This is a genomic window from Paucibacter sp. TC2R-5 (assembly GCF_025717605.1).
Taxonomy (GTDB): Bacteria; Pseudomonadota; Gammaproteobacteria; order Burkholderiales; family Burkholderiaceae_C; genus Paucibacter_A; species Paucibacter_A albus.
Map to the genome: position 1 here is coordinate 175,268 of NZ_JAJIRQ010000008.1, position 23,365 is coordinate 198,632.

Genomic DNA, 23,365 nt, shown 5'->3' on the forward strand with positions numbered 1-23,365 from the left:
AGGCGGGAATTGCCCGAGTGGGTTGAAGCCTTAGCTGTCGACCGAGATCAGGCCGCAGCGCAGCGCGTAGCGCACCAGGCCGGTAACCTCGTGAATATCGAGTTGGCGCATCAGCTGACTGCGATGGGTGTCGACCGTCTTGACCGACAGGTCCAGCCGCCGCGCAATCTCCTTGCTGCTATTGCCCTCGGCAATCAGCTGCAGCACCTCGCGCTGGCGCGGCGTCAGCTGCGAGCCACTGGGCTCATCAAAACGTAGGCGCTTCACATAGTCGCTCATCACGCCCTTGGACACCGCCGCGCTCAGATAGGTTTCACCGCGCATCACCGCGCGCAAGCCCGCTTCCAACTCGGTCGGCGCCGCATCCTTGAGCAAATAGGCGGCCGCACCTTGGCGCAGCGCCTGGCGCACATAGTCTTCGTTTTGATGCATGGACAGAATAAGCACCTTGCTGTCGGGCTGGCTCAGCTTCAGTCGGGCGGTCGCATCAAGGCCATTGAGCCCCGGCATCGCCACATCCATCACCACCACATCCGGGCGCAGCTGTTCGGCAAAACTCAACACCTCCGTGCCGTCACAGGCCTCGCCCACCACCTCCACGCCAGGCAGTGACTCCAGCAGTTTGCGCAAACCGGCGCGGACCAGCGTGTGGTCATCGGCCAGCAAGACCCTGCAACTCATCTGGGCACCTCGGGCGCAGACAGCGGGCAGCTCAGCAGCACCATGCAGCCGCGGCCTAGGCTGGACTCGATAAGCAAGCTGGCGCCTATCAGCATCGCACGCTCTTGCATGCCCAGCAGGCCCAAACTGGCGCCAGCGACGGCCAAGCCCCGCGAGGCTTGTGGTTCGAAGCCACGGCCGTTGTCATTGATGCTCATCACCAAATCCTGTTCACTTTGTTGCAACACCACTTCGAGCTGGCTCGCCTGCGCGTGGCGGGCCACATTGGTCAGCGCCTCTTGGGCGATGCGGAAAAACGTCGTCTCGATCTCGGGCGGCAAGCGCGCTGTCGGCGTCAGCGCCTGAAACTGCAGCTCATAGCCGCTGCGCGCAGCCGCCTGCTCGGTCAACCAGCGCAAGGCCGGCGCCAGGCCCAAATCATCCAGCATCGACGGGCGCAGCGCCATCGCCAAGCGCCGCACCTGCTGCAAGGCGTCATCGACGATGCGGATATTCTCCAAGCCCAATGCCTCGGGCGAGATGGTCCGGAACCGTGCCTGCGATTGCAGATTGATCTTGATCGCCGTCAGCGATTGGCCCAATTCGTCATGCAACTCCAGCGCCAGACGGCGGCGCTCGGTTTCCTGCACCTCGAGCACCCGCCGTGACAAGGCGCGCAGTTGCGCCGCACCTTCGGCCAGGCCTTGCTCGGCCTTGTGCTTGTACAGCGCCATCTCCAGCACCGTGCGCAGCTCGCGCTCGGTGAAGGGCTTGAGGATGTAGCCATAGGGCTCGGTCAGCTTGGCGCGCGCCAACACCTCGTCGGCGGCGAAAGCGGTCAAAAACACCACCGGCAAGGCCAGATGCGCGCGGATTTGCCGCGCCGCCTCGATGCCGTCCAGCTCGCTATTGAGTTGGATGTCCATCAGCACCAGGTCGGGGCGCAGCTCGGCCGCCATGGCCAAGCCCTGCTCGCCGCTGGTGGCGTGTCCGACCGGGCTGTAAGCGAGGTCAAGCAATTGCTGCTGCAGGTCGCGGGCGACGATGTGCTCGTCTTCAACAATCAATATTCTGGGCGACGGCAGCTCGGTCATGGGCAAGAGTCACAGGCTGGAGGGGGGGCATCGGCAGGCCAGAAGCGGCGCTCAGGAATGGTCATTGTCTATGATCAATTCCAGCATGGCTTTTGCCTGCGCGAATTCGAACTGGCTGATCAGGTTTTCAAGTGCGTCGAAGGAGTCGCCCAGCGCGCTGCGCAGCAGCACCGCATGGTCTTCCAACAAGACGACGGCGGCGATATCGCCGTCCGCCAACAAGGCGTCGAGCTGGCGCAAAACCGCCCCGCGCCCGCTAGCCTGCGCGGCCAGACCTGCGGCATCGCCCTCCTCCTCCGCCATCGCCTTGGCCAGGCTCTGCAGTTCCGCCTCCAGCCGCGCGATGTCGGGGCCGAACGCGGCCAGCAGATCAGCGCCATAGCCTTCTGAAGCAGCGACACCTTGGGCTTCCATATCGCGCAAGCTATCCTCAATCGCGGCGGCAATTTCGGCCAGCCGCAGCGCGCCCAAGGCCGCTGCAGTGCCCCTCAAGGTATGCACGATTTGCCGGGCCGCGCCCGCATGAGCGCCCGCCAGCTGCGTTGTCAGGGCTGCCGCGCACTGCGCATTGGATTGCAGCAAACGGCTCAAGAGATTCAGGTACTTCTCGCTATTGCCCCGCAGCGCCGCCAGGCCTTTGCTCAGATTCAAGCCCGGCAACAGGGCCAAACGGTTCAAGCGAGCAGCATTGGCAGGCGCTACGCTGGGGCTCGCGGCCGGCTGAGGCGCAAGTCCCAGCGCGGCTTCCGGGTTGCCACGCTGCTGGGTGGCCGGCAGCCATTTCAGCAAGGCCCGGTACAGCTGCAAGGGTTCGATCGGCTTGGAGATGAAATCGTTCATGCCCGCTTCGTCACAAGCGCGGTGGTCCTCATCGAAGGCATTGGCGGTCAAGGCCAGCACCGGCAATGCGCCGCCCACGGTCAAAGCGCGGATGCGCCGGCAGGCTTGCAAGCCGTCCATCACCGGCATCTGCATATCCATCAACACCAGATCAAAGGGCTGGCTCTGCGCCATCTGCTCGACCAAGGCCAGCGCTGCGGCGCCGTCGGTGGCGGTGGAAACTTGCAGGCCCAGCCGGTGCAGCATGTCCAGCGCCACTTCCAAATTGACCTCGTTGTCATCGACCAGCAGCACATGTGCGCCGCCATGCAGGCGCCGCACTTGCATCTCCAGGCCCAGCACATCGACGGCATCCTCGAAGCCCGGCAGCGAAGCGAAGTCGGGCTTGTGCGCCTGGCCCGCGCGCAACTCGGCGGTGAACCAGAAGCAGCTGCCCTCGCCCAGGCGGCTGCTGACCCCCGCCTCGCCGCCCATCAGATGCGCCAGGCGCTGCGTGATCGCCAGCCCCAGGCCGGTGCCACCATGCTTGCGGGTGGTGGACGCATCGGCCTGCTCGAAAATCTGGAACAGCCGCCCAACCGCCTCTTCGCTCAAGCCCGCGCCGCTGTCCTCGACTTCAAAGCGCAGGCGCAGCGTTGCCTCGTCCGAGTTGGGCAGGCGCGGCAGGAGGCTCACCCGCAAGGTCACGCCGCCCTGCTCGGTGAACTTGACCGCATTGCCGGCATAGTTGAGCAGCGCTTGACGCAGGCGCGTCGGGTCGCCGTTCAACCAGCTCGGCACGCCCTCGCTGAGCAGCTTGATCTTGAGACCCTTGCGCAGCGCCGTCTCGGCGATCATCGCCTCGACCTGATCGAGCAGCGCCCCCAGATGGAAGTCAATGCGCTCGAGCTGCACGCGGCCGGCCTCGATCTTGGAGAGGTCAAGAATGTCATTGATCAGGCTCAGCAAATGCTGGCCGGCCCCGGCAATGCGGTCCAGGCGCGGCACCTGGGCGGGCGACGGATCATCGCGGCGCAGCAAGTAATTCAGCCCCAGAATGGCATTCATCGGGGTACGAATTTCATGGCTCATATTCGCCAGAAATGCACTCTTGGCCAAGCTGGCCTCCTCGGCTTGCTCGCGCGCCACCGCCAGCTCCTGGGTGCGCCGCCCGACCAGCTCCTCCAGATGGAAGCGGTGCTTGTCCAACTCGCGGCCCATGCGGGTGCGCTCGGTGACATCCTCCATGACCGCGACATAGTGGCTGATCTGCCCATCGGGCTGGCGCAAGGGGCTGATGATGGCGAAGTCGCTGCGGTCTGCTTCTGTATCGGTTTGAATCAGGCCGCGCCAGGTGTCCCCGCCTTGCAAGGCGGCCCGAATGGCCGGCAATGGCGCCGTGCTGTTGGCAAACAGCGCCGGCGTGCTGCCCAGCAACTGCGCGCGCGTCTGGCCGCATGAGGCCATATAAGACTCGTTCACATACTCGATGCGCTCGTTCACATCGGTGATGAAAATGGCTTCGCTGCTCTGCTCCACTGCGAGCGACAGCTTGCGCAACTGAGCCTGCGCTTGCTTGCGCTCGGTGATGTCACGGATCAGCACATGCACGGCCAACTCATCATCAAAGGGGATCGTGGTGCCCACGACCTCCACATCGATTTCGCGGCCGTCAAGCCGGATGAAGCGCTGCTCGGCCAGCGCGGATCTTGTACCCGGCACGCTGACCGCCGCCAAGCTGGCCCGCGCCACATCATGCTGCTCGGGATGGAGCAGCTCCAGCGCGCGGCGGCCCAAGAGATCCTGGGCCGAACGCGCGCCCAACAGCTCGACCGCCGCCGGGTTGGCAAAGATCAGCCGGCCACGGCGATGCACGACCAAGGCCTCGGGTGACCATTCGACCAGGGCGCGATAGCGCGCCTCGCTGTCGCGCAACTGGGCCTGGCTCTTGGACTTGTACAGCGCCATTTCCAGCACGGTCCGCAATTCCCGCTCCGAAAACGGCTTCAAGATGTAGCCAAAAGGCTCGGTCAATTTGGCCCGCGCCAACACATCATCGGCCGCAAAGGCGGTCAGAAACACCACCGGCAGCCCGCATTGATCGCGTATCGCCTGCGCCGCGCTGATGCCGTCTAGCGGGCCGGCCAATTGAATGTCCATCAAGACCAGATCGGGCCGCAACTCATGGGCCAAGCGAATGGCTTCTTCGCCGCGGCCTGTTTGAGCCACCGGCAGATAGCCGAGCTGGCGCAATTGCTGCTCGATATCGCGCGCCACCAGAACCTCGTCTTCGACAACCAATATGCGCTGGCCTGACGTGGAATTGGGCATAGGGCTTCAGTTCAAAGGGGCCGGGCGGGTGGGTATATGTGGGCTGCTGGGAGCATCGTACACAAACAGCAACTCGAAAATAGCCAGAGGTGCCGGGCCAATACTCAATGTGGCGCCAAGTTGACGCGCCAGATCAAACACCAGTTGCATTCCCAGCGAGCGCGCACAACGCGCCTCGAATTCGGCCGCGTCGCCCAAGCCCACGCCGTTGTCGCTGACCCGCAGGCACCACTGCCGCTCGGCCTCATCCAAGGCTTTCAGCTCGATCTTGAGCTCACCCCCGCGCCCGGCCGGGAAGGCATGTTTGAAGCTGTTTGAGATCAGCTCATTGACCAGCAGGCCAATCGGTGCGGCCTGATCTAGGCTCATCGTCAGCGGGCGCAGCTGCAAGGTCAGTTTCACCGCGACATCGCCGACCTGCGCTCGCACCGCCTGCGTTGCCAGCTGCTGCAAATAACTTGCAAAATCAACGGATGCAAAAATCCCGCTGCGGTAGAGCGACTCATGCAAGAGCGCCATCGAGCGAATGCGCGCCTGCATCTCGCCCAAGACCGCGCGGGTTTCGAGCTGTTCGCTGCGCGTGGCCTCAAGGCGCAACAAGCTGGTGATGACTTGCAGATTGTTCTTGACCCGGTGGTGCACCTCATTGAGCAGGCCGACCTTCTCCTGCAAGGACAGCTCCAGCTCACGCTTGGCCTGGTGACTCTCGCTGATGTCCTGAATCGTGCCGATCAATTTCAGCGTAATGCCGTTTTCACGCACGGCCGAGCCTTGTGTGCGTACCCATTTGGGCGTTCCCTGTGCGCCTATCCAGGGCAGTTCCATGTCGTAAGGCGTACCGCTGTCGATGGCAGCCTGCAAGGCCGCCTCGATCAAGGGCCGGGCCTCGGGCGCAAACAGGTGGATGCCGTCGGCCAGCGGCGGCTCCAGCGCGTCCGACAACTCGGCGATGCGAAAGGTCTCGCGCGTCCAGCTCAGCTTCATCGTGGCCAACTCAAGCTGCCAGCCGCCGACCTTGGCCAGCGCACCGGTGCGCTCCAGCAACTCGGCGCTGACGGCCAAGCTCGCTTGCACACGGTATGCCTCACTGACATCGCTGAACACCAGCACCATACCTTGCAGGTGGCCGGCGGAGTCACGAATCGGCGCGGCGCTGTCAGCGATTTGATACTCCGCCCCGCCTCGCGCCAGCAAGCTGGTGTGATTGGCCAGGCCCGTGGCCTGGCCGCTGGCCAATACCCGCTGCGCGGGGTCCTGGCGTGGCTGGCGGCTGCCGGTATCGATGATGCAAAACACCTCCGGCAGCGTGCGCCCCAAAGCCTCGGCCAAGGTCCAGCCGGTCAGGCGCTCGGCCACCGGGTTCATGCGGGTGATCAGGCCGGCCGCGTCGGTGGCGATCACCGCGTCGCCGATCGAGTGCAGCGTGATGCTCAAGCTCTCTTCGCTGCGCTTGAGCAACTGCTGGCCGTGGGCGAGCTCGGCCACGGCTTGCCTGACTTGGCGGCGCAACAAGATCACAAAAGCCGTGGCGAGTAGCAAGGCCAAGCCAAGCGAAAACAGCAGATATTTGGCCAGATCAGGCCAGGCGATGTCATACATGGTGTTCAGGGGCAACATGCGTCAGCGCGGCAAGAAGCTGACGCTGAATTCCGCCGCCGGCCCAGTGCCGACTTCAAGCTGACCGCCGATTTGATGGGCCAGGTCGGACACCAGTTGCAGGCCCAAGGAGCGCTCGCGCCTGGCCTCAAAGTCCGCCGGCAGGCCGGCACCGGTATCGCTGACCTTCAAGCGCCAGCGGGGGCCACCGGCCAGCGGCTGCAAGCTGACCCGAACTTCTCCTTCGCTGAGTGCGCCACCCTGTGCGCCACCTTGTTCGCCACCTTGCGCCGCCTCATCTGCGCCGCTCGCGAAGCCATGCTTGAAACAATTGCTGAGCAGCTCATTGAGCAGCAGCCCGCAAGGCGTGGCCAGGTCCATGCCGACCTTGAGCGGCGCCAGATCCAGCGTCAAGCGCACCCGGCCACTGGCCGACATGCGAAACACCTGCGTGGCGACCTGCGCCAAATAGACCGACAGATCGGAGCCCGCAAAGACACCCGAGCGATACAGCGTCTCATGCAGCAAGGCCATCGAGCGGATGCGGCCCTGCATTGCGTCAAGCACCGACTTGGTTTGCGGCAGGCTGCTGCGGCCCGCCTCCAGGCGCAAGAGGCTGGTGATCACCTGCAAATTGTTTTTGACTCGGTGATGCACTTCCCTGAGCAAGGCTTCCTTGTCCTGCAAGCTCTGACGCAAAGCTTCCTCGGTCTGTTTGCGCGCCGTGATGTCGCGCGACAAGACCACAAAGCGAGACTGATCGGATGCCCCATCCACCTTGCGCACCATGGAGAGCTCGAACCACATCGGGCCTTGCGCCAGATCGAGCTGGATCTGCTGACCGATCGAGAAGCCTTCCCGATCGGCTTGCTCCAGGCTGGCCATCACCACCGCCGCAGCAGCGGGCGGCAAGATATCGCTGACCAACTTGCCCAGAAATACTTCGGCGGGTGCGGCCAGCAGATCGCTGCGGGCGGAGTGGTAATCGTGATATCGGCCCTGCCGGTCGATCTCAAACAGCAGGTCGGGCACGGCATCCAAGGTTGCCCGCAGACTGGCCTGGCTGGCATGCAACTGCCTGGCCAGATTGGTCTGCTGCAAGGCCGTGGCCACGCGCCATTTAAGCAGCTTGAGATAACCGCGCTGTGGGTCCTTCAACATATAGTCGTGCACACCCAGCTCGAGCGCGCGCACCGCGATTTGCTCCTCGCCCATGCCCGCCACCAACAGCACCAGCTGCGCGCCAAACGCATCGATCAAATCAAAGCAAGTGCCGTCGCCCAGGTTGTAGTCGGACAGGATGATGTCGAAAGCTTGCCCGGCCAGCTCGCTGCGCGCCTGCGCGACCGAGCGCGCAACGCGAACACGGTAAGGCAGGTCTTGCTCCTTGACCGCCTTCAAAAAGGCCATTTCGTCGACCAGATCGTCTTCGATCAACAGCAAACTGACGACGCTGGCAGCATTGAATGCGGGCACATTCGCCGCGTTCAATTGGGTGCCCCTTCACTGGTCGACCAATAGTCGCGAATCACCTGCATGGTGCGCACAAACTGCGGGTAGTCGACCGGCTTGAGCATATAACCCGAGACATTTTGATCAAAGCTGGCCATGCGGTCGGTTTCTTCTTGAGAAGTGGTCAGCACCACCACCGGAATACGCTTGAGCAGAGGGTCTTGCTTGAGCACGGCCAAGAATTCGATCCCATTCATGCGGGGCATATTGAGGTCAAGCAGAATCAAACCCGGCCTGGGATTGGCCGGATCGCGCAAAAACGCCAAGCCCGCTTCACCATCGCTGACCTGATCGAGCGGATATTCCACACCCAAATCTCTGAGTGAGCGGCGCACCGTCATCACATCGACCTCATCGTCTTCGATCAGCAAAATATGTTGCTGTGCTTGCATGATGATCTGGCCCTCGCTGGCTACTGATTGCACTGCTGCCGATGGTTTTGCGTCTGGCTTTGCAGCGGACTGCTTCTTTGCACAATGCCGAGACGCAACGCTACACGATTTCGGCCGGCAGCGTGAAATGAAAAGCAGCACCTTCTCCGGGCGTGGATTCGACCCAAACGCGCCCCCCCTCGAGCTCGACGATCTTCTTCACCAAGGCTAGGCCAACGCCGGTGCTCTCGACCTTGTCACGCGGGCTCAGGGTTTGAAACAGCTGGAAGATCTTGTCGAAAAATCTGGCCTCAATGCCGGGGCCGTTATCGGCCACCGTGAACTGCCACATCGGCCCGATCACCGCGCAGCTCACCGTCACCCGGCCGGCCGCTTTGTCCATGTATTTGATGGCATTGGAGAGCAGGTTTTGAAACAGCTGCTGAGCTTTGAAGGGGTCGATTTGCACGCTCGGCAAGGTTCCGTTCAGCTCAATCATTAGGTGCGGCGGCGGGGCCAATAACTCGATGCTATTGCGCACCAGCGCATCCAGATTGACCAAGCGGCGCTCCTCCCGCCCGCGCCCGGCGCGCGAGTAGGCCAAGATGCCGTCAACCAAGGCGCCCAGGCGCTTGACGCGGTTGTCGATCAGGCCGAGCTGCTGCGCACCTTCGGCGCCAAGTTTGTCGGCGTAGTCGCTCATCAACCAGCTGGCCAAGCTGCTGATGCCGCGCAGCGGGGCCTTCAAGTCATGCGAGACGATGTAGGCGAAGTCATTCAACTCACGGTTGGCTGCCTGCAACTCCAAGAGCATTTCTTCGTTGTGTTGCTCCAGCAATTTACGCGCCGTGATCTCGGCGCGGATCGCCACATATTGGGCCGGACGCCCATCCGCGCCCAGAAAAGGCACGATGGTGGTCTCGACCCAATAGATGCTGCCGTCCTTGGCCAGGTTCTTCAATTCGCCCTTCCAGACCCGGCCGCTGCTTATCGTCTCCCACAGCTCGCGGATAAAGGCCTTGGGGTGGTGACCGGAATTGATGATGCGGTGATCACTGCCTATCAATTCCTCGCGCGACCATTTTGAAATCGCGCAGAACTTGTCGTTCACATAGCAGATGCTGCCGCGCGCATCGGTGATCGCGACGATGGCATGCTCGTCCAAAGCTCGTTTATAGGCCTCGAGCTCACTCAGCTGAGCGGGCGGGCTTGGGGGCGAAGCAGCGGGTTCATGACTCATCTTTTGGGGCCTCGGTTGGGGGCGAGGTTTGGAGCGAGTTTTGGGGCGCGGTTTGCGCCGTGGTTTGCGCCGTGTTTTGGGGCATGAAGCGCAACTCGAAAGCAGCCAGCGGCAGCGGGCCAACCGTCAAGACGCCGCCTATCTGACGGGCCAAATCGCCCACCAGTTGGAGGCCCAACGAGGACGTGCCGGCCAGCGTGAAGTCTTGCGGCAAGCCGATGCCATCATCCTGCACGCGCAAGCACCATTGCCGATCTGTATCGGTTTGCTCACTGCCTGCCAGCGGCTGCAAGCTCAGCCCCAGCACGCCCTCTCGGCCGCCGACAAAGCCATGCTTATAGGCATTGGTGATCAGCTCATTGACCAGCAAGCCGCAGGGTGTGGCTTGGTCCAGGCTCACTTGCAGACTGCCCATATCCAAATGCAGCCGAACCGCTGGGCTGCCCTGGCTGCGGCAGGCCTGCACGGCCACATCCTTCAGATAAGCGCCCAGATTCACGCTGGCAAAGAGGCCGCTGCGATAAAGCGACTCATGCAGCAAGCCCATTGCGCGCAGGCGCCCTTGCATATCTGTCAAGACCTGTCGAGTGCGGGCCTCGGCGCCGCGCCCCGCCTCCAGCCGCATCAGGCTGCTGACCACCTGCAGATTGTTTTTCACGCGGTGATGAACTTCGTTCAGCAGCACCGTCTTCTCCTGCAAGGCCGCCTGCAGCGCGAGCCGGCTTTGCTTGCGCTCGGTGATGTCGTGCACCAGCGCCAAATTGGCAGGCGCGCCGTCAAATTCGATCATGGCGCCCTGCACTTCGACGTCGATGACGCTGCCGTCCAGCTTCAGATAGCGCGATTCCAACGGGATCAAACGCAGCCCACCTTCGGCCACCTGAGCCACCCTGGCAAGTACCTGCGAATGCTCATCGGGGTGGATGAATTTCAGAACCGGTTGGCCGACCAGGTCCTGGGCCGATTGCCCGCCCAATAACTTGACCAAGGCTGGGTTGGCAAAGAGCAAGCGGCCCGCCCGGTGCACGGCGATGGGCTCGGGTGACCGCTCGATCATGGAACGGTAGCGGGCCTCGCTGTCGCCCAGTGCGAGTTCGCGCTCGCCGAGTTCGGCCAAGAGCAGATTGAAGCCCGCGATCAGCAGGCCGATTTCGTCGGGCCGTTTGATTGGCAAAGGCTGCATAGGCAAACCGGTACTTGATGTGGCCGCCGCGACAGCCAGGTGTTTGGCCGCTTGCACCAGCGGCGCGAGCTGATGTTGCAGCAGCCACCACATCAGACCCGCAGCCAGCAAACTCAAGCCCAAGGCGGCCCACAACATACGCCGCTGCATGGCGTGCAGCGGCGCAAAAGCTTCTTCGGTCGGCAAGGATGCCGCCACCGCCCAACCCGCCAGCGGCACGGTCGTCAGCGACACCAGCGCCTCTTGCCCGGCCGGGTTGGTGTAAACCAAGCTGCTGTGTTGCCCTGCGAGGAGCCGGTCCAAGGCCGGGTCTTCACCGAGCGGCGCCAGAGTTTGCATGACGCGACCGGGGTCGCTGGACGTGATGCTCAGGCGATGCTTGATTGACACCAAAAAGAAATGCCCGGTTTGGCCAAAACCATGGGCCGTGATGCGGTCCAAAAAACTCGGCTTGGCCATATTGATCAGGCCGACCAGGACGCCCTGCACCTGACCGCCCCCATCACGCACGGCCACGATCAGGCCGAACACGGGGGTCTTCAAGATCCGCCCCATCACCGCGCGCCCGACGCGGGAGCGGCCATCATTCAGGCAGTCAGCGACATCGGTGTTGCGCAAATAGTTGCTGCCCACCCGGCCGGGCAGTGGCGGCGCATCGGCAATCGCCCGCCCATCCTTGGCGATGAACACCACCCCGCCGTTGAAGAGGGACAGCAAGACCGGCCGTTGATCCAGCAGGCTTTGAGCTTCTACGGGGTCTGCATCCCTCGCACCGCCGGCCTCTCTTGCGACCGCCTCAAGTGCAGCGAAGCGTGTTCCCAACTGATCATTGATCTCGGCCGCCAACAGACCCACGCTGCGATATTGTTGCTCGCTCAACAAGGCCTGCACATCGTCATGCACGATGCGACCGACGTAGATCGCCAGCGTCCAAATGCTCAACACCACCAAGGCCAGGGTAACCAGCGTCAGGCGGGCATTGAGCGTGCGCAAAGGCAGGAAACCGGGCCTTGACAAATGACTCTCCAACACGATGAAGCCAAAAGGAAAGACACCCGCCCGTCAAGGCAAGGCGTTCGACTTTGAGCGGCCAATATTCAGCACGATCAAGCTCAGGCCTATGCGCCAGCTCAACCAGGTGATCAGCATGACAAAGGCCAAGCCAAGGGCCAAACTATGACGCAGCATGGCCTCGGCGTCTGCAAAAAGTTCGGCCTGCGGCAGCCCGGCGAGCAAGCGCCAATCCGTCCCCGCAATGTTCACAACATGGTTCAGGCGCGGCCCCTCATCCGGCGCCAAGGGGGCGCTGAACTCGCCTTCCCGAAATCCTTGCTGCCCCAGCAAGTCACGCAAGGCATCGGCCGAGACATTGACCCGACCAATGAAGGCGGCAGCATCGCTTGAACGGGCCACAATGGTCTGCTGCCGACTCAGCACCTCCACGACCGCATGGCTGGGCAGGCCCTCACGCAGGCGCTCACTCATCTGCAAGAGGTCCAGTTGCAGGTTCAAGGAACCCAAGCGCTGACCCGAGCTGTCGAACAGCGGCTGCGTCAGCCAGGTCAGCCAACGACCTGCGCTGTGCAAGGACAGGCTTGCACTCTGCAAGCTCGCCGGGCTTGGCGGCAGCCGCCCATGCGGGCTCACCAGCTCGCAGATCAGCTCGCCATGCAGATCTCTAACGCTTAAATTGACCAGCACCTGGTCCAGCCGGACAAGGGCGCTGGAAAAGCGCGCGCAACGAGCCGCATCGGCGTCTTGCCTGGCCGCTTCCCGGGCCAGGTTTTTCAGCAAGACTAGATCGCGGCCGAGTTGCTGCTGCAGGCTTGTTGCCGCAGCCGTCGCCACGGCTTTGACGCGGGCATGTGCTTGCTCCCGGGCAAGCTGCATATGCTGCAGGCTGGACCCGATCAGCTCAAAAGCGATCAACAGCGTGATGGGCAGGGCGATCAAATAGCACAACAAGGCAAAGCGCCGCGAAGTCTGGGCCACCGCAAGGTCGGGCGCCTCTATCTCGTCGCCGCTCGGTGGGCCTGCTTGCCTGATTTCCAAATCGCTCCCCTCCACTGCGGCGCGCGGCTTTACTCCAATTTGGCTTGCTTGGAGCCTTGCACACTTCTAAAGCGCCGATCGATTGAAGGCGCATGCAATTCATGCGCCGAATTTCAAGGCACTGTAGGCAGGTCGGCCTTGCAGCGCCATCGGCTCAATACCTGAAGTTCGGGGGGAATATTCCTGAGTACCCTCAGGCAATCAGTCCGCGCAAACCCTTGGTCACCAACAAAAGACCAAAAATAAGCAACATCACGGCCATCACCAGGGCATTGTGTTTGACCAAGGCCAGCTGCCAAACCTTCAGCACCGCCTTCGCCGCGCTGCCGCCCATCAAAAAATAGCACAAGGGTATGAAAACGCCCAAACTGGCAAACACAACAAACAAGAGAATCAATAAGGCGGCATCCGGCCGCGACAAACCCGCATGCGTTATTGATATACCGGCAGCCACGATCAATACGGTATTTTTGGGGTTGGTAAGGCCGGAAAGTAAAAAACCAGCCAAGCCGGCTTTGCGCGGCGAAAAAGATTCGATGGCCGCCATCCATTTAGGCGTGCTAGGGGCCAGTTGTCGCTTTTGCCACTGCCGCCAAGCTGCCAACAACAAGACGGCACCCAACAAGGTTCGCCCAACAGACTCCAGCAGCGATGGGCTCAGCGCATAGGCTTCCTCGCCCGCTTCGATCAAGACCACCGCTGCGCCACAAATCAGCCCCAATCCAAGTACCCAACCGGCCAAGAAGGCCGGCCCATTTTGGCGCGCCCTGCGCGAAAACAGATTCAAAATAATAGCGACCAAGGATATCGGACTCAAGGCAATCAACAGGGCGTAAGGCAGAATTTCCGCCAAAGAAGCTGCAAAACTTGTATTCATATCACCTTTTTCGCAGGCCTGATCAATGACAAAAGACCAGCCAATCAATATCCAAATCATTATGAAAATTTAGATATACATCAAGATTCCCCAATCAATGATGCCATACCGCCATGCTGAAATACTGCGGCAAATTTCAGCCATGCTAGACTGAAGCACAACCTCAGGGGGTGCGTCTAGGCAAAAACATGTGCTGCCGGATTATCTTCACCGGTTCACTTATTCACAGGGAGTCAGCCAGATGTTGAAGAATAAAGTTGCCGTCGTCACCGGTTCGACCAGTGGCATTGGCCTGGGGCTGGCGCGTCAGCTGGCGGCGGCCGGCGCCGATCTGATGATCAACGGTTTCGGCGACACCGCCGAGATCGAAGCCTTGCGCCAAGAACTCGCCAGCACTTACGGCGTGCGCGTAGCCTATAACGGGGCCGATTTGTCGATTGCGGCACAGGCGACCGGTTTGATCGAAAGCACCTTGCGCGAACTCGGCAGCGTCGACATCTTGGTCAACAACGCCGGCATTCAATATGTATCGCCAGTGCATGAGTTTCCGCTGGAGCGCTGGGATGCCGTGATTGCGATCAACTTGACCGCCGTCTTCCTGACCACACGCGCCGCCCTGCCCGGCATGAAGGAGCGCGGCTGGGGACGCATCATCAATATCGCCTCGGTACATGGCCTGGTGGCCTCGGCCGACAAGGCGGCCTATGTGGCGTCCAAGCATGGCGTAGTTGGCCTGACCAAGACGGTGGCCTTGGAAACCGCCGCGAGCGGTATCACCTGCAACGCCATCTGCCCGGGCTGGGTATTGACGCCGCTGGTGCAAAAACAAATTGATGCCCTGGCCGCCAAAGAAAACATCAGCACAGAAGAAGCGAAAACCAAGCTGCTGAGTGAAAAGCAGCCTTCGCTGCAATTTGCTTCGCCGGAACAACTGGGCGGCCTGGCCGTCTTCTTGTGTTCCGACGCCGCCGCGCAAATGACCGGTGTGTCGCTGCCCGTCGACGGTGGTTGGGTGGCGCGCTAGCGCCCTGCCCTCACTTGGCCGCTTTTGCAGCGGCAGCCGGAGTTGCCAGCACCTGGATCCGGCCCACCATGCCGGCTTGGTAATGCCCGGCGATCAGGCAAGCGAAGTCGAAGTCGCCGGCGCGGTTGAAGGTCCAGACAATCTGGCCCTTGCCGCCAGGCTGCACATGGGCCATATAGGGCTCATCATGCTGCATATTCGGAAACTTCAGCATCATCGCCGCATGCTCGGCCAGGGAGTCCTTGCTGCCGATGACGAACTCATGCATCACCTTGCCCTCGTTTTTGATGACGAATTTGATGGTTTCGCCTTGCTTGACCTCAATCAGGGCAGGCGTGAAGCGCATCGCATCCGACATGCTGACCTGAACGGTCCGACTGACTGCTTTGGCCTCGCCGGCGATGCCAAAAGCCATCTGCTCCTTATTGACACTGCCTGCTTTCGCTGCATGCCCTTCCACGCCATGCGCGCGGGCCGGTGCGTTGAAGCTCAGGGCCAGTGCGGCTGACAAGATGGCGACGCTGACTACGTTGTTCTGTATCGATTTCATTTTTAGCGCTTGAAGCAGAGTGTCTGTGGAGGCCGCTTGGGTGCGGGTTCGATGCACGATCCGCTCGGGACCGATGCGCAGTTTGCGCGAAGTTCCATCATAGAGTCTCAGGCCGAAAAGCATTTGCGGCCACCGCTCATGCACAATGCCGAGGCCTATCAACGCATAAGAAAAACCGATGAAACTTGCCACCTGGAACGTCAATTCGCTCAATGTGCGCCTGCCGCAAATGCTGGACTGGCTGCAGGCCAACCCGGTTGACGTTTTGGTGCTGCAAGAAACCAAGCTCACCGACGACAAGTTCCCCGCCGCCGAGATCGAGGCCGCCGGCTATCAGGTGCAATGGTTTGGTCAAAAAACCTATAACGGCGTTGCCCTGCTGAGCCTCGGCGAGGCCGCCACCGACGTCATCAAAAACCTGCCCGGCTTTGACGACCCGCAAGCCCGGGTGATTGCCGGCACGGTCAAGGGCGTGCGCTGCATAGGCGCCTACTTCCCCAACGGGCAGGCGCCGGACAGCGACAAATTTGTTTACAAAATGGCATGGCTGGAGGCGCTGCAGCGCTTTGTGGCCGCCGAATTGCAGAGCCACGAAAAGCTGGTGTTGATGGGTGACTTCAATATCGCGCCGACCGATGCCGATGTGTACGACCCCATCGCCTGGGCCGGCCAAATCCACTGCACACCGCAGGAGCGCGCACATTTTCAGGCGCTGCAAGCGCAAGGCCTGAGTGACGCCTTCCGGCTGTTCGAGCAAGCTCCCAAGAGCTGGAGTTGGTGGGATTACCGCAATCTTGCGTTCAGAAAAAACCAAGGCCTGCGCATCGACCATATCTTGGTCAGCCAGGCCTTGAAGAACGACGTGAGGGCTTGCGTGATCGACAAGCTGCCGCGCAAGAACGAGCGACCCAGCGACCATGCGCCGGTGATTATTGAACTCGCCTGAGATTTAATTGCCGGACGGGCCAGCCCCGCCCGAGGCCTGCGACACGTAGCGCGCCAGGGCTTTGATCTCGGCTTCACCGAGGGTCTTGAAGGCCGGCATATTGCCCAGCCCATTGCGCAAGGCCTTGCTCACACGGTCGGCATCGGGCTTGATTTCATCCAGCACCGGGCCCACTGCCCCCTCGGATGCCGCATCCCTCAGGGTATGGCAAAGCGCGCAAGCCGGCACGGCTGTTTTGGTGAACAGGCGCTTGCCCAACTCGAACTCGGCCTCCTGTGCTTGCTTGGCCGTGACGCCGTCGGTGCCGGCATTCACGGGCCCAAACGCCAGCAAGCCGCAGATCAAGGCGAAGATCAAGCCGAACAGGCGCTGTCGAGCCATCACGCCAGCGTCACCGTCACCGCGTGGTCCAGCACGCTGTTGTTGTTATAGCCGCCGACGTTCTCGAGTCGCTGCTCGGGCTGCACATTGCCGGCCGTGTCGATGGCCCGGCTCATCAAGGTGTGCGTGCCGGCGGGCAGCTTGGCCGCCAACACGAACTGTCGCCACGCGTATTTGCCCAGATCCGGGCCGACCAACCGCGCCTCTTTCCAGGTCTTGCCGGCGTCGACTGACACCTCTACCCGCTTGACCGCCCGCTGCCCACCAAAGCCCAGTCCTTGAATCTGCACTTGGCCAGCCGCCGCCGCACGCTCGGGCAAAGGCGAAGTGATCCAACTCTTCACATTCATCTCCAGCACCGAGGGCTGACTCGGGTCGGCCTTGGCGCCGGGTGGAGAGATGCGGTAGCCATGGGCCATGATCTTGGCGTCGGATTCTTGCGCCGTGAAGGCCAGCCGCTTGACGTATTTGATCTGATTGACACCTTGGTAGCCCGGCACGATCAAGCGCAAAGGGCCACCATGAGCCAGCGGAATTGGCACGCCGTTCATCTCCCAGGCCAAGAGCGCATCCGCCATGGCCTTGGCCGGCACCGAACGCTCGACCATGATGGATTTGGGATCCAGCCCCTCCGGCAATAGCTCGCCGCCGGTGCCGGTCATGAAGTCCATGCCGGCCAAGGTGCCGCCCAAGCTCTCCACCAGTTGCCGCACCGACACCCCCGTCCACACCACGCAGCCGGCTGCGCCAACAGTCCAGGGCGTGCCGCTGGGCTTGTTGGGGAAGAAGCCGCGGCCATTGCCCGAACATTGCAAGACCATGGGCGTGGTTTCCAAACCCATGGTCTTGAGTTCCCGCAGGCTCAAGACGCGTGGCTGCTTGACGCCTTCGATGCTGATTTCCCAGGCATCGCGGTTTTCCAGAATGCTGACGCTGGGCGCCGGCAGGTTGTTGCGCACATAGAGCTGTTCGGCCGGTGTGATCAAACCATTGCCGAAGGCCTGGCGCTTGGTTTCTATGGTGCTGCTGGAGTGAATGATGACGGCGCCTGCGTCCTTCCAGGCCGCATAGGCAGGTAGCAGCGGCTTGGCAGGTGCGACCGGGAGCGCCGGCGCGGAGGCAGCGGACTGTGCTTGTGCATGTGCTTGGCCATTGGCGGCACCCAAACCCATGGTCGCCAGCGCCCCGGCACTGCCAGCCAGCCATTGACGCCGACCCAGGCTTGTCGCGGCGTCCCGTTTCGATTTGCTGCTCATGAAAACTCCTCTGCTGCTCATTTCACCCAAACCGATGGTAGGGCTTATTCGCCTGCGATTCTCTTAGGGATTTACAGCAAACTCGAATTGAATGCCCTGCTGCATGCCAACAATATCGCGACCGGCACCAAAATTGAGACAAGGCTATTGACTGTCACGACCCTGTCAACACAAGATAGTTCAGCCCGGCGTGAATTTAGGCACTGCTCGGCGTGAGAGCATGTCATTACAATTGGTATCAAAGTGGATTTGTATTTGAACTAAGCAGCACCAACCGAACAAATCAGCCCTCAAGGAGTGATCTTGCAGAACACACCGTGCCTCAGCGCCCACGCCACCACGCCCCGCGCAAATTCGCGCACCAAGGGCCAGAGTGGCTTTACCTTGATGGAGTTGATGGTCGCCGTCATGGTGGTGGGGATTTTGGCCGCCGTGGCCATCCCCTCCTACACCAGCTATATCAACAAGAGCCGCGCCAAGAGCGCCAGCGCCGATCTCGCTGCACTGGCCTTGAATATGGAGAACCGCTATCAGCTGCAGCTGACTTATCCGGTCTACGCAGCCAACACGGCGGCTACGAACACGATCTTCAGCGCTTGGTCACCCACGCAGGCCAGTTACTTCAACTACACCATGGTCAGCACCGCCAGCAGCTACACGCTGACGGCCACCGGCAAGGGCAGCTCCGCCGGCTGCACGATCAGCTTGGACAACCTCAATACCCGAACCGCAAGCAGCAGTTGCGGCTTCACTTCATGGTGAAGTCCCAAGCTGGACTGTCGATGATCGAGTTGATGGTGACGATCGCCGTCATGATGTTGTTGGCCATGGCCGTGGCCCCTTTCTCGGTGGCTTGGGGCAACCAAGCGGCCGTTCGGCAAACCCAGAGTCTGTTGAATCAAGCAATGAGCCAGTTGAAATCCACCGCTCTGCGCAACCCTTCAGCCGCCAGTGCTACGGCGGCCGCCGTGCTCATCAGCATCCCGGGCAAGCTCTGTGTGCGCGAGGGTTTGCCCGGCGCCTTGGACTGCAGCGCTTTCAATTGGTCGGCGGTGCCGCCTGCGGCCATTCAACTGAACGCCGCCGCCAGCCAATGCATTGCACTGGATAGCGCCGGCATGAGCTTAAGCGCAACAGTGGGCGGCGTCGCCTGTGGCACCGTGATGAGCTTCAGCATCAGCAAGGGCTCGGAGAGCAGCAATGGCACGCTCAACTAAGTCCACATTCATGCGCAAGCCAAGGCAGCAACGCGGTGACGCCCTGATCGAGGCCATGGTGGCCATGGTTTTACTCGGCGTTATTGGTCTTGGATTGGTATATGCCGTCAGCCGCGCCATGGTGGCGCAGAAGTTTCAAAAAGGCCAAAGCTTGGCGATTCAAGCAATACGGGCCGATTTGCAAGGCAATGGCGTCGCCAATAGCTGCCCGGTCAGCGGCAACGCCACCGTCACCAGTGATTTGACGCTGGGCACCAATTTGCAACTAACGGGTTTGCAAAAAACCTGCACCGTCACCCCTGTCACGGTGACGATCAACGGCGTTGCCAAGAGCACCAACTTGCCCATCGTGCGCTTTGCGGTGGATGCCGACACCTTGCTCGGGCCGGGCACCCTGACCGTGACCAACTGATGAAGCCGCACGCTCGCCCCCCTGGCCGCAGTCAAGCTGGTTTGAGCCTGGTGAGCCTGATGGTGGGCATGGCCATATCAATGTTTGCCGTCTTAGGCGCATTGGCGCTGTACCGCAGCACGACCCAAACGGTGTTTGGCGGCGGTGGCTTGGTTCGCAACTCCTTGCAAGATGGCCAACTGGCCTCGGGCCTGCTGAGCGCCCAAATTGCATTGCAAGGCGCAGGCTACGGCATCAGCTCGCCGGTCACCGGCACCCATTTGCTGCTGCTTTCGAACGCCTCTTTAAACCCCAACACCCTGATTCTGAGCGGTACGGTGGTGGCGGTCGGCGCGGCGGCCAGTTCCGGCAACGCGCTGGTCTGGATCGCCAACCCGGGCCTCTCGGCCAGCAGCGCTGACTATCGCTGCCTGGGCCTGGTGTCTGACCCCAGCACCAAGGCGCTCTACATGATTCAGTCCAGCGGTGCCTGTTCGCCTTTGACGACGCAATGGAGCACCATCACCTGGTTGCGCCGCACCTTGGTTGACGCCAATGTGCAGGCACAAGCCGTCACCATGTCGGTGCAAAACGCCAGCAATTGCTGGCCCTATGGCGCGGTGCCCAAGACCATCAGCAGCTATGACCCCCCAGCCGCCTCTGTTCAGGTCAAATTCGGCTACAGCGGCAGCGTGACCGGGTCCAGCAACACCTACACCAGTTGTCTGGCCAACCTGAGCTCTTGATCATGGCATTCACTCAAGGACATATTTGCGCGCGGCGTCACCAACGCGGCATCTCCTCGGTGCTGTTCATGCTCTTGAGCGGTTTGTCGCTCGGCGCCATGGTGTTTGGCGCGATCTACTATGTGCGCGGCCTGCAATCGCAGTCGGTCACCGTGCATGCGCAGACGCAGGCGCAGCTCAAGGCCTGGAGCGGCGTCGAGGCGCTGCGCCAGCATCTATATCAATTGGGCGCTACCGAGGCGGCCAAGCTGAGCGTGAACCAGGTGGTGACGTTCTCCGCCTTGAGCGGCATCAGCGCGACCGTGGTGGATGTCTTGGCGGCTGACTCGGTCAACTGCGGCGGCGGCACCCGGGTCGGCTTCAATATCACCGGCAGCAGCGGCGGCGCCAACTCGCTTTTGGCTGCGACCTTTTGTGCCAAGGGCAATGGCGGCACACCTGGTGCGACAGGGAAAGTGCCGGCCGTCAATATCAAGGGCAATCTTCAGCTCGGCGGCGATCTGAAGGTGCAAGGCGATGCGCAGACCAAGGTGGTTGTTGACGGCACGGTCAATGGCTCGGGCAGCTTGACCGGCATCTCCAATCTCTATGCGACCGGCGACATCACCTTGGGCGGCTCGGTCGGTTTTGACCTCTTGTTTTCCGAGGGCAATATCAACCTTTCCGGCAGCGCGCTGTACAGCAGCGTGCAGTCGATGAAGAACGTTAGCCTGAGCGGCGGCGTCAGCGTAGCCAGCCTGACCGCCAACGGTACCGTCACGATGTCAAGCAACTCTGTGACCGCTTTGAATTCGATCGGCAATGTCACCACAGGCAGCGCCACCATCGGCACCTTGAAAACCAAGGGCAGCGTCGTCGGCAGCAATTTGACGGTCAGCGGTGACGCCCAGGTGGCGGGCAATTACACCGAGTCGTCCAACGGCAGCGTAGGCAGCGGCAACTATGGCGGCAGTCTCTCCACCCAAACCTGGAATACAAAGGTCAACATGACGCGGGTGGCCAACTTGGCCGTCAACATCACGCCCCTGACCGCCAGCACGGTGACCACGCCTGCGTTTGACGCCTACCCCTATAAGTCCTTGGCTAACTATGTTTTCGAGCGGGTTGGCAGCAACACCAAGGTCACTGTCAACAATGTCAACTCGATTCCCAATGCCACCTATTTTTTGGTCGGCACCGGTGGCACGCAGGACTATCTGTGTACGACCAGCAGCTACAACGCAGCCAGCTGCGTCGCCAAAATCTGCTCAGGCTATTCCGATTACAACTCTTGCTTCAGCTACAGCGCGGGCAAGTGGACGGTGGCCGGGACCACCATGGCGCCAGGTGTGCTGTGGTTCGATGGCGACGTCGAGGCCGGCTCCGGCACCTACTACAACAGCTGGATCGCCACCGGCAACATCAATACCGGCGGAACCAATTCCACCTATGCCGTCAACTATGCAGGCTACGCCAAGACCTGCACCAACAGCACTTTTCCAGCGCTGGCACCGACCAATTTCTGCAAAGCCAGTGACACCAGCAAGCTGCAGCCGGTGGCGGCTGGAAACATCGCCTTCGGGGCCGGTGGCTTGCTGGCTTCGGTCTACAAGGGTGGCAAGATCAACCTAACAGCCTCCAATGACGTTTATGGTTCGGTCTTGGCCGGCGATGACTTGACCACCTCGGGCAGCACGGTCGTGCATGGCTATGTTTCCGCAGCCAACTTGGCCACTACCAACACCGGCAGCTCCTTGGGTGCCAGCACCTCGATCGACCTGCGCAATCTGCCCAGCGGTTTCGATCCCAGCAATACGGCGGCCACTTCCAGCGCGCCTATGTCGGCCACGCTGCTGTGGTCACGTTACCGCTGAAGCAAGGGCTGCAGCGGCTGCGGCCGCTTCACGCAATTTGTCTTTCTTGCTTTTTCGCAAGCCCTTGACGCCACCGGTGGGCGAAGGTGCCGAGTCAAGATCGGTCGGCTCAAACCCGGCAATCTGCTCCCGCGCAACCCGCTGGGCTTGACGCTTTTCAATCAAGCGGAAATGCGCCTCGCCATTGCTGCTGTGGCCGCTGACAAAGCTGATGGCGACGCCACTCTCGCCCGCCCGGCCGGTGCGGCCGATGCGGTGGGTGTAATCGATTGCTGCGCGCGGCAGGTCGTAGTTCAAGACCACCGGCAGGTCAGGAATATCCAGACCGCGCGCCGCCACATCGGTGGCCACCAGCACCTGAATCTCCGAGTTCTTCAGCGCCGCCAGCACCTTGGTGCGACCGCCCTGGCTCAACTCGCCGTGCAAGGCGGCCGCCTTGATGCCTTGCTTCCAGAGCTTGTCCGAGACATGCTCGGTCGCGTACTTGGTCGCCACAAACACCAGCACGCGCGTCCAGCCTTCAGTCTCTAGCAAGTGCCGCAGCAAGGGCGTGCGCCGGCTCTCATCAACCTGAATCGAGCGTTGGTGAATCGCCGCCGTGCACTCGGGCTCGGCTGCAATCGTGATCCGTTCGGGCTGATGCAGCAGGCCATCGGCGAGCGCCTGCACGGCCGGCGCAAAAGTGGCGGAGAAAAACAGGTTCTGGCGCGCCTTCGGGCACAAGGCCAGCACGCGCTGCAACTCATCCGCGAAGCCCATATCAAGCAGGCGATCGGCCTCATCCAGCACCAACATGCTGACGGCCGACAAGCGCAAAGCATTGTTGTCGAGCAAATCCAGCAGGCGCCCTGGCGTGGCTACCACGATGTCGGCGCCGCCGCGCAAGGCCATCATCTGCGGATTGATGGATACACCACCAAAGACAGTGGCGACCTTGATCGCGAGGGGCAAGTCCTGGGCCAGGGCTTGCAATGCTTCACCAATTTGCGCCGCCAGTTCCCGCGTGGGCACCAGCACCAGGGCACGGGTCTGGCGCACACCGGCGCCGCGCTGTTGCAGCAGATTCTGTAGCAGCGGCAAGGCGAAGGCGGCGGTCTTGCCGGAGCCGGTTTGCGCCAAGCCCAGGACGTCCTGGCCACGCAAAATGACGGGGATGGCGGCGGCCTGAATGGCGGTCGGGGCGTGGTAGCCCTGCTCGCGCACGGCGCGGATGAGGGCGGGCGAAAGGCCCAGCGTTGCAAAAGACATGAAGTGGGCCTTGGGCGA

At 61.6% G+C, this 23,365-nt stretch carries 21 protein-coding genes; 7 read left to right on the top strand and 14 right to left on the bottom strand.

Annotated elements, in window-relative coordinates:
• Window positions 1-30: 30 nt before the first annotated feature.
• The 10 genes from LNV08_RS18465 to LNV08_RS18510 form a co-directional block, all read right to left on the bottom strand.
• On the bottom strand, window positions 31-681 hold the full coding sequence (locus LNV08_RS18465) for a response regulator (RefSeq protein ID WP_263535212.1): 651 nt from the start codon (window positions 679-681) through the stop codon (window positions 31-33).
• Window positions 678-1,754, bottom strand: a complete 1,077-nt coding sequence (locus tag LNV08_RS18470; RefSeq protein WP_263535213.1) for a response regulator — start codon at window positions 1,752-1,754, stop codon at window positions 678-680. The genes LNV08_RS18465 and LNV08_RS18470 overlap by 4 nt, the downstream gene beginning before the upstream one ends.
• Window positions 1,755-1,805: 51 nt before the next feature.
• Entirely contained in the window at window positions 1,806-4,904 is a 3,099-nt protein-coding gene (locus tag LNV08_RS18475) for a response regulator (RefSeq protein ID WP_263535214.1), read from the bottom strand.
• A gap of 6 nt (window positions 4,905-4,910) precedes the next feature.
• Complete coding sequence (locus LNV08_RS18480) at window positions 4,911-6,521, bottom strand: sensor histidine kinase (RefSeq protein ID WP_263535215.1); 1,611 nt, start codon at window positions 6,519-6,521, stop codon at window positions 4,911-4,913.
• Window positions 6,522-6,524: 3 nt separating this feature from the next.
• Entirely contained in the window at window positions 6,525-7,976 is a 1,452-nt protein-coding gene (locus LNV08_RS18485) for a sensor histidine kinase (RefSeq protein ID WP_263535216.1), read from the bottom strand.
• Window positions 7,977-7,987: 11 nt separating this feature from the next.
• A complete protein-coding gene (locus LNV08_RS18490) occupies window positions 7,988-8,404 on the bottom strand; it encodes a response regulator (protein WP_263535217.1) in 417 nt (138 codons plus the stop codon).
• A gap of 100 nt (window positions 8,405-8,504) precedes the next feature.
• Window positions 8,505-9,623 carry an ATP-binding protein gene (locus tag LNV08_RS18495; protein WP_263535218.1) on the bottom strand — a complete coding sequence of 373 codons (1,119 nt, stop codon included), beginning with the start codon at window positions 9,621-9,623 and terminating at the stop codon, window positions 8,505-8,507.
• Window positions 9,613-11,823 carry a sensor histidine kinase gene (locus LNV08_RS18500; RefSeq protein ID WP_263535219.1) on the bottom strand — a complete coding sequence of 737 codons (2,211 nt, stop codon included), beginning with the start codon at window positions 11,821-11,823 and terminating at the stop codon, window positions 9,613-9,615. Before LNV08_RS18500 ends, LNV08_RS18495 begins: the two co-directional genes overlap by 11 nt.
• Window positions 11,824-11,868: 45 nt before the next feature.
• On the bottom strand, window positions 11,869-12,858 hold the full coding sequence (locus LNV08_RS18505) for a hypothetical protein (protein ID WP_263535220.1): 990 nt from the start codon (window positions 12,856-12,858) through the stop codon (window positions 11,869-11,871).
• Window positions 12,859-13,051: 193 nt separating this feature from the next.
• A complete protein-coding gene (locus LNV08_RS18510) occupies window positions 13,052-13,735 on the bottom strand; it encodes a GAP family protein (RefSeq protein ID WP_263535221.1) in 684 nt (227 codons plus the stop codon).
• A 241-nt stretch (window positions 13,736-13,976) separates the two neighbouring features.
• Between LNV08_RS18510 and LNV08_RS18515 the strand changes: the two genes are divergently transcribed.
• Entirely contained in the window at window positions 13,977-14,759 is a 783-nt protein-coding gene (locus LNV08_RS18515) for a 3-hydroxybutyrate dehydrogenase (RefSeq protein ID WP_263535222.1), read from the top strand.
• Window positions 14,760-14,769: 10 nt separating this feature from the next.
• On the opposite strand, the gene LNV08_RS18520 is transcribed toward LNV08_RS18515, so the two are convergent.
• Window positions 14,770-15,309 (bottom strand): cupredoxin family protein, encoded by a 540-nt coding sequence (locus LNV08_RS18520; protein ID WP_263535223.1) that lies wholly within the window; start codon window positions 15,307-15,309, stop codon window positions 14,770-14,772.
• A 178-nt stretch (window positions 15,310-15,487) separates the two neighbouring features.
• On the opposite strand from LNV08_RS18520, the gene xth reads away from it, so the two are divergent.
• Complete coding sequence (gene xth, locus LNV08_RS18525) at window positions 15,488-16,255, top strand: exodeoxyribonuclease III (protein ID WP_263535224.1); 768 nt, start codon at window positions 15,488-15,490, stop codon at window positions 16,253-16,255.
• 3 nt (window positions 16,256-16,258) lie between these two features.
• On the opposite strand, the gene LNV08_RS18530 is transcribed toward xth, so the two are convergent.
• A complete protein-coding gene (locus LNV08_RS18530) occupies window positions 16,259-16,636 on the bottom strand; it encodes a c-type cytochrome (RefSeq protein WP_263535225.1) in 378 nt (125 codons plus the stop codon).
• Window positions 16,636-17,892: a sulfite oxidase gene (locus tag LNV08_RS18535; RefSeq protein ID WP_263535226.1), complete on the bottom strand. Its 1,257-nt coding sequence runs from the start codon at window positions 17,890-17,892 to the stop codon at window positions 16,636-16,638. The genes LNV08_RS18530 and LNV08_RS18535 overlap by 1 nt, the downstream gene beginning before the upstream one ends.
• Before the next feature lie 303 nt (window positions 17,893-18,195).
• On the opposite strand from LNV08_RS18535, the gene LNV08_RS18540 reads away from it, so the two are divergent.
• The 5 genes from LNV08_RS18540 to LNV08_RS18560 all read left to right on the top strand — a co-directional run bounded on the left by LNV08_RS18540 (window position 18,196) and on the right by LNV08_RS18560 (window position 22,099).
• Window positions 18,196-18,654, top strand: coding sequence for a type IV pilin protein (locus tag LNV08_RS18540; RefSeq protein ID WP_263535227.1), 459 nt, complete (start codon window positions 18,196-18,198; stop codon window positions 18,652-18,654).
• Window positions 18,648-19,109: a type II secretion system protein gene (locus LNV08_RS18545; protein WP_263535228.1), complete on the top strand. Its 462-nt coding sequence runs from the start codon at window positions 18,648-18,650 to the stop codon at window positions 19,107-19,109. The genes LNV08_RS18540 and LNV08_RS18545 overlap by 7 nt, the downstream gene beginning before the upstream one ends.
• Before the next feature lie 10 nt (window positions 19,110-19,119).
• Complete coding sequence (locus tag LNV08_RS18550) at window positions 19,120-19,521, top strand: type II secretion system protein (RefSeq protein ID WP_263535229.1); 402 nt, start codon at window positions 19,120-19,122, stop codon at window positions 19,519-19,521.
• An 80-nt stretch (window positions 19,522-19,601) separates the two neighbouring features.
• Window positions 19,602-20,246 (top strand): hypothetical protein, encoded by a 645-nt coding sequence (locus LNV08_RS18555; protein WP_263535230.1) that lies wholly within the window; start codon window positions 19,602-19,604, stop codon window positions 20,244-20,246.
• 2 nt (window positions 20,247-20,248) lie between these two features.
• Window positions 20,249-22,099 (top strand): hypothetical protein, encoded by a 1,851-nt coding sequence (locus tag LNV08_RS18560; RefSeq protein ID WP_263535231.1) that lies wholly within the window; start codon window positions 20,249-20,251, stop codon window positions 22,097-22,099.
• Here the strand turns inward: LNV08_RS18560 and LNV08_RS18565 are convergent.
• Complete coding sequence (locus tag LNV08_RS18565) at window positions 22,085-23,347, bottom strand: DEAD/DEAH box helicase (protein WP_263535232.1); 1,263 nt, start codon at window positions 23,345-23,347, stop codon at window positions 22,085-22,087. The two genes, LNV08_RS18560 and LNV08_RS18565, sit on opposite strands and share 15 nt — an antisense overlap.
• Window positions 23,348-23,365 lie beyond the last annotated feature (18 nt).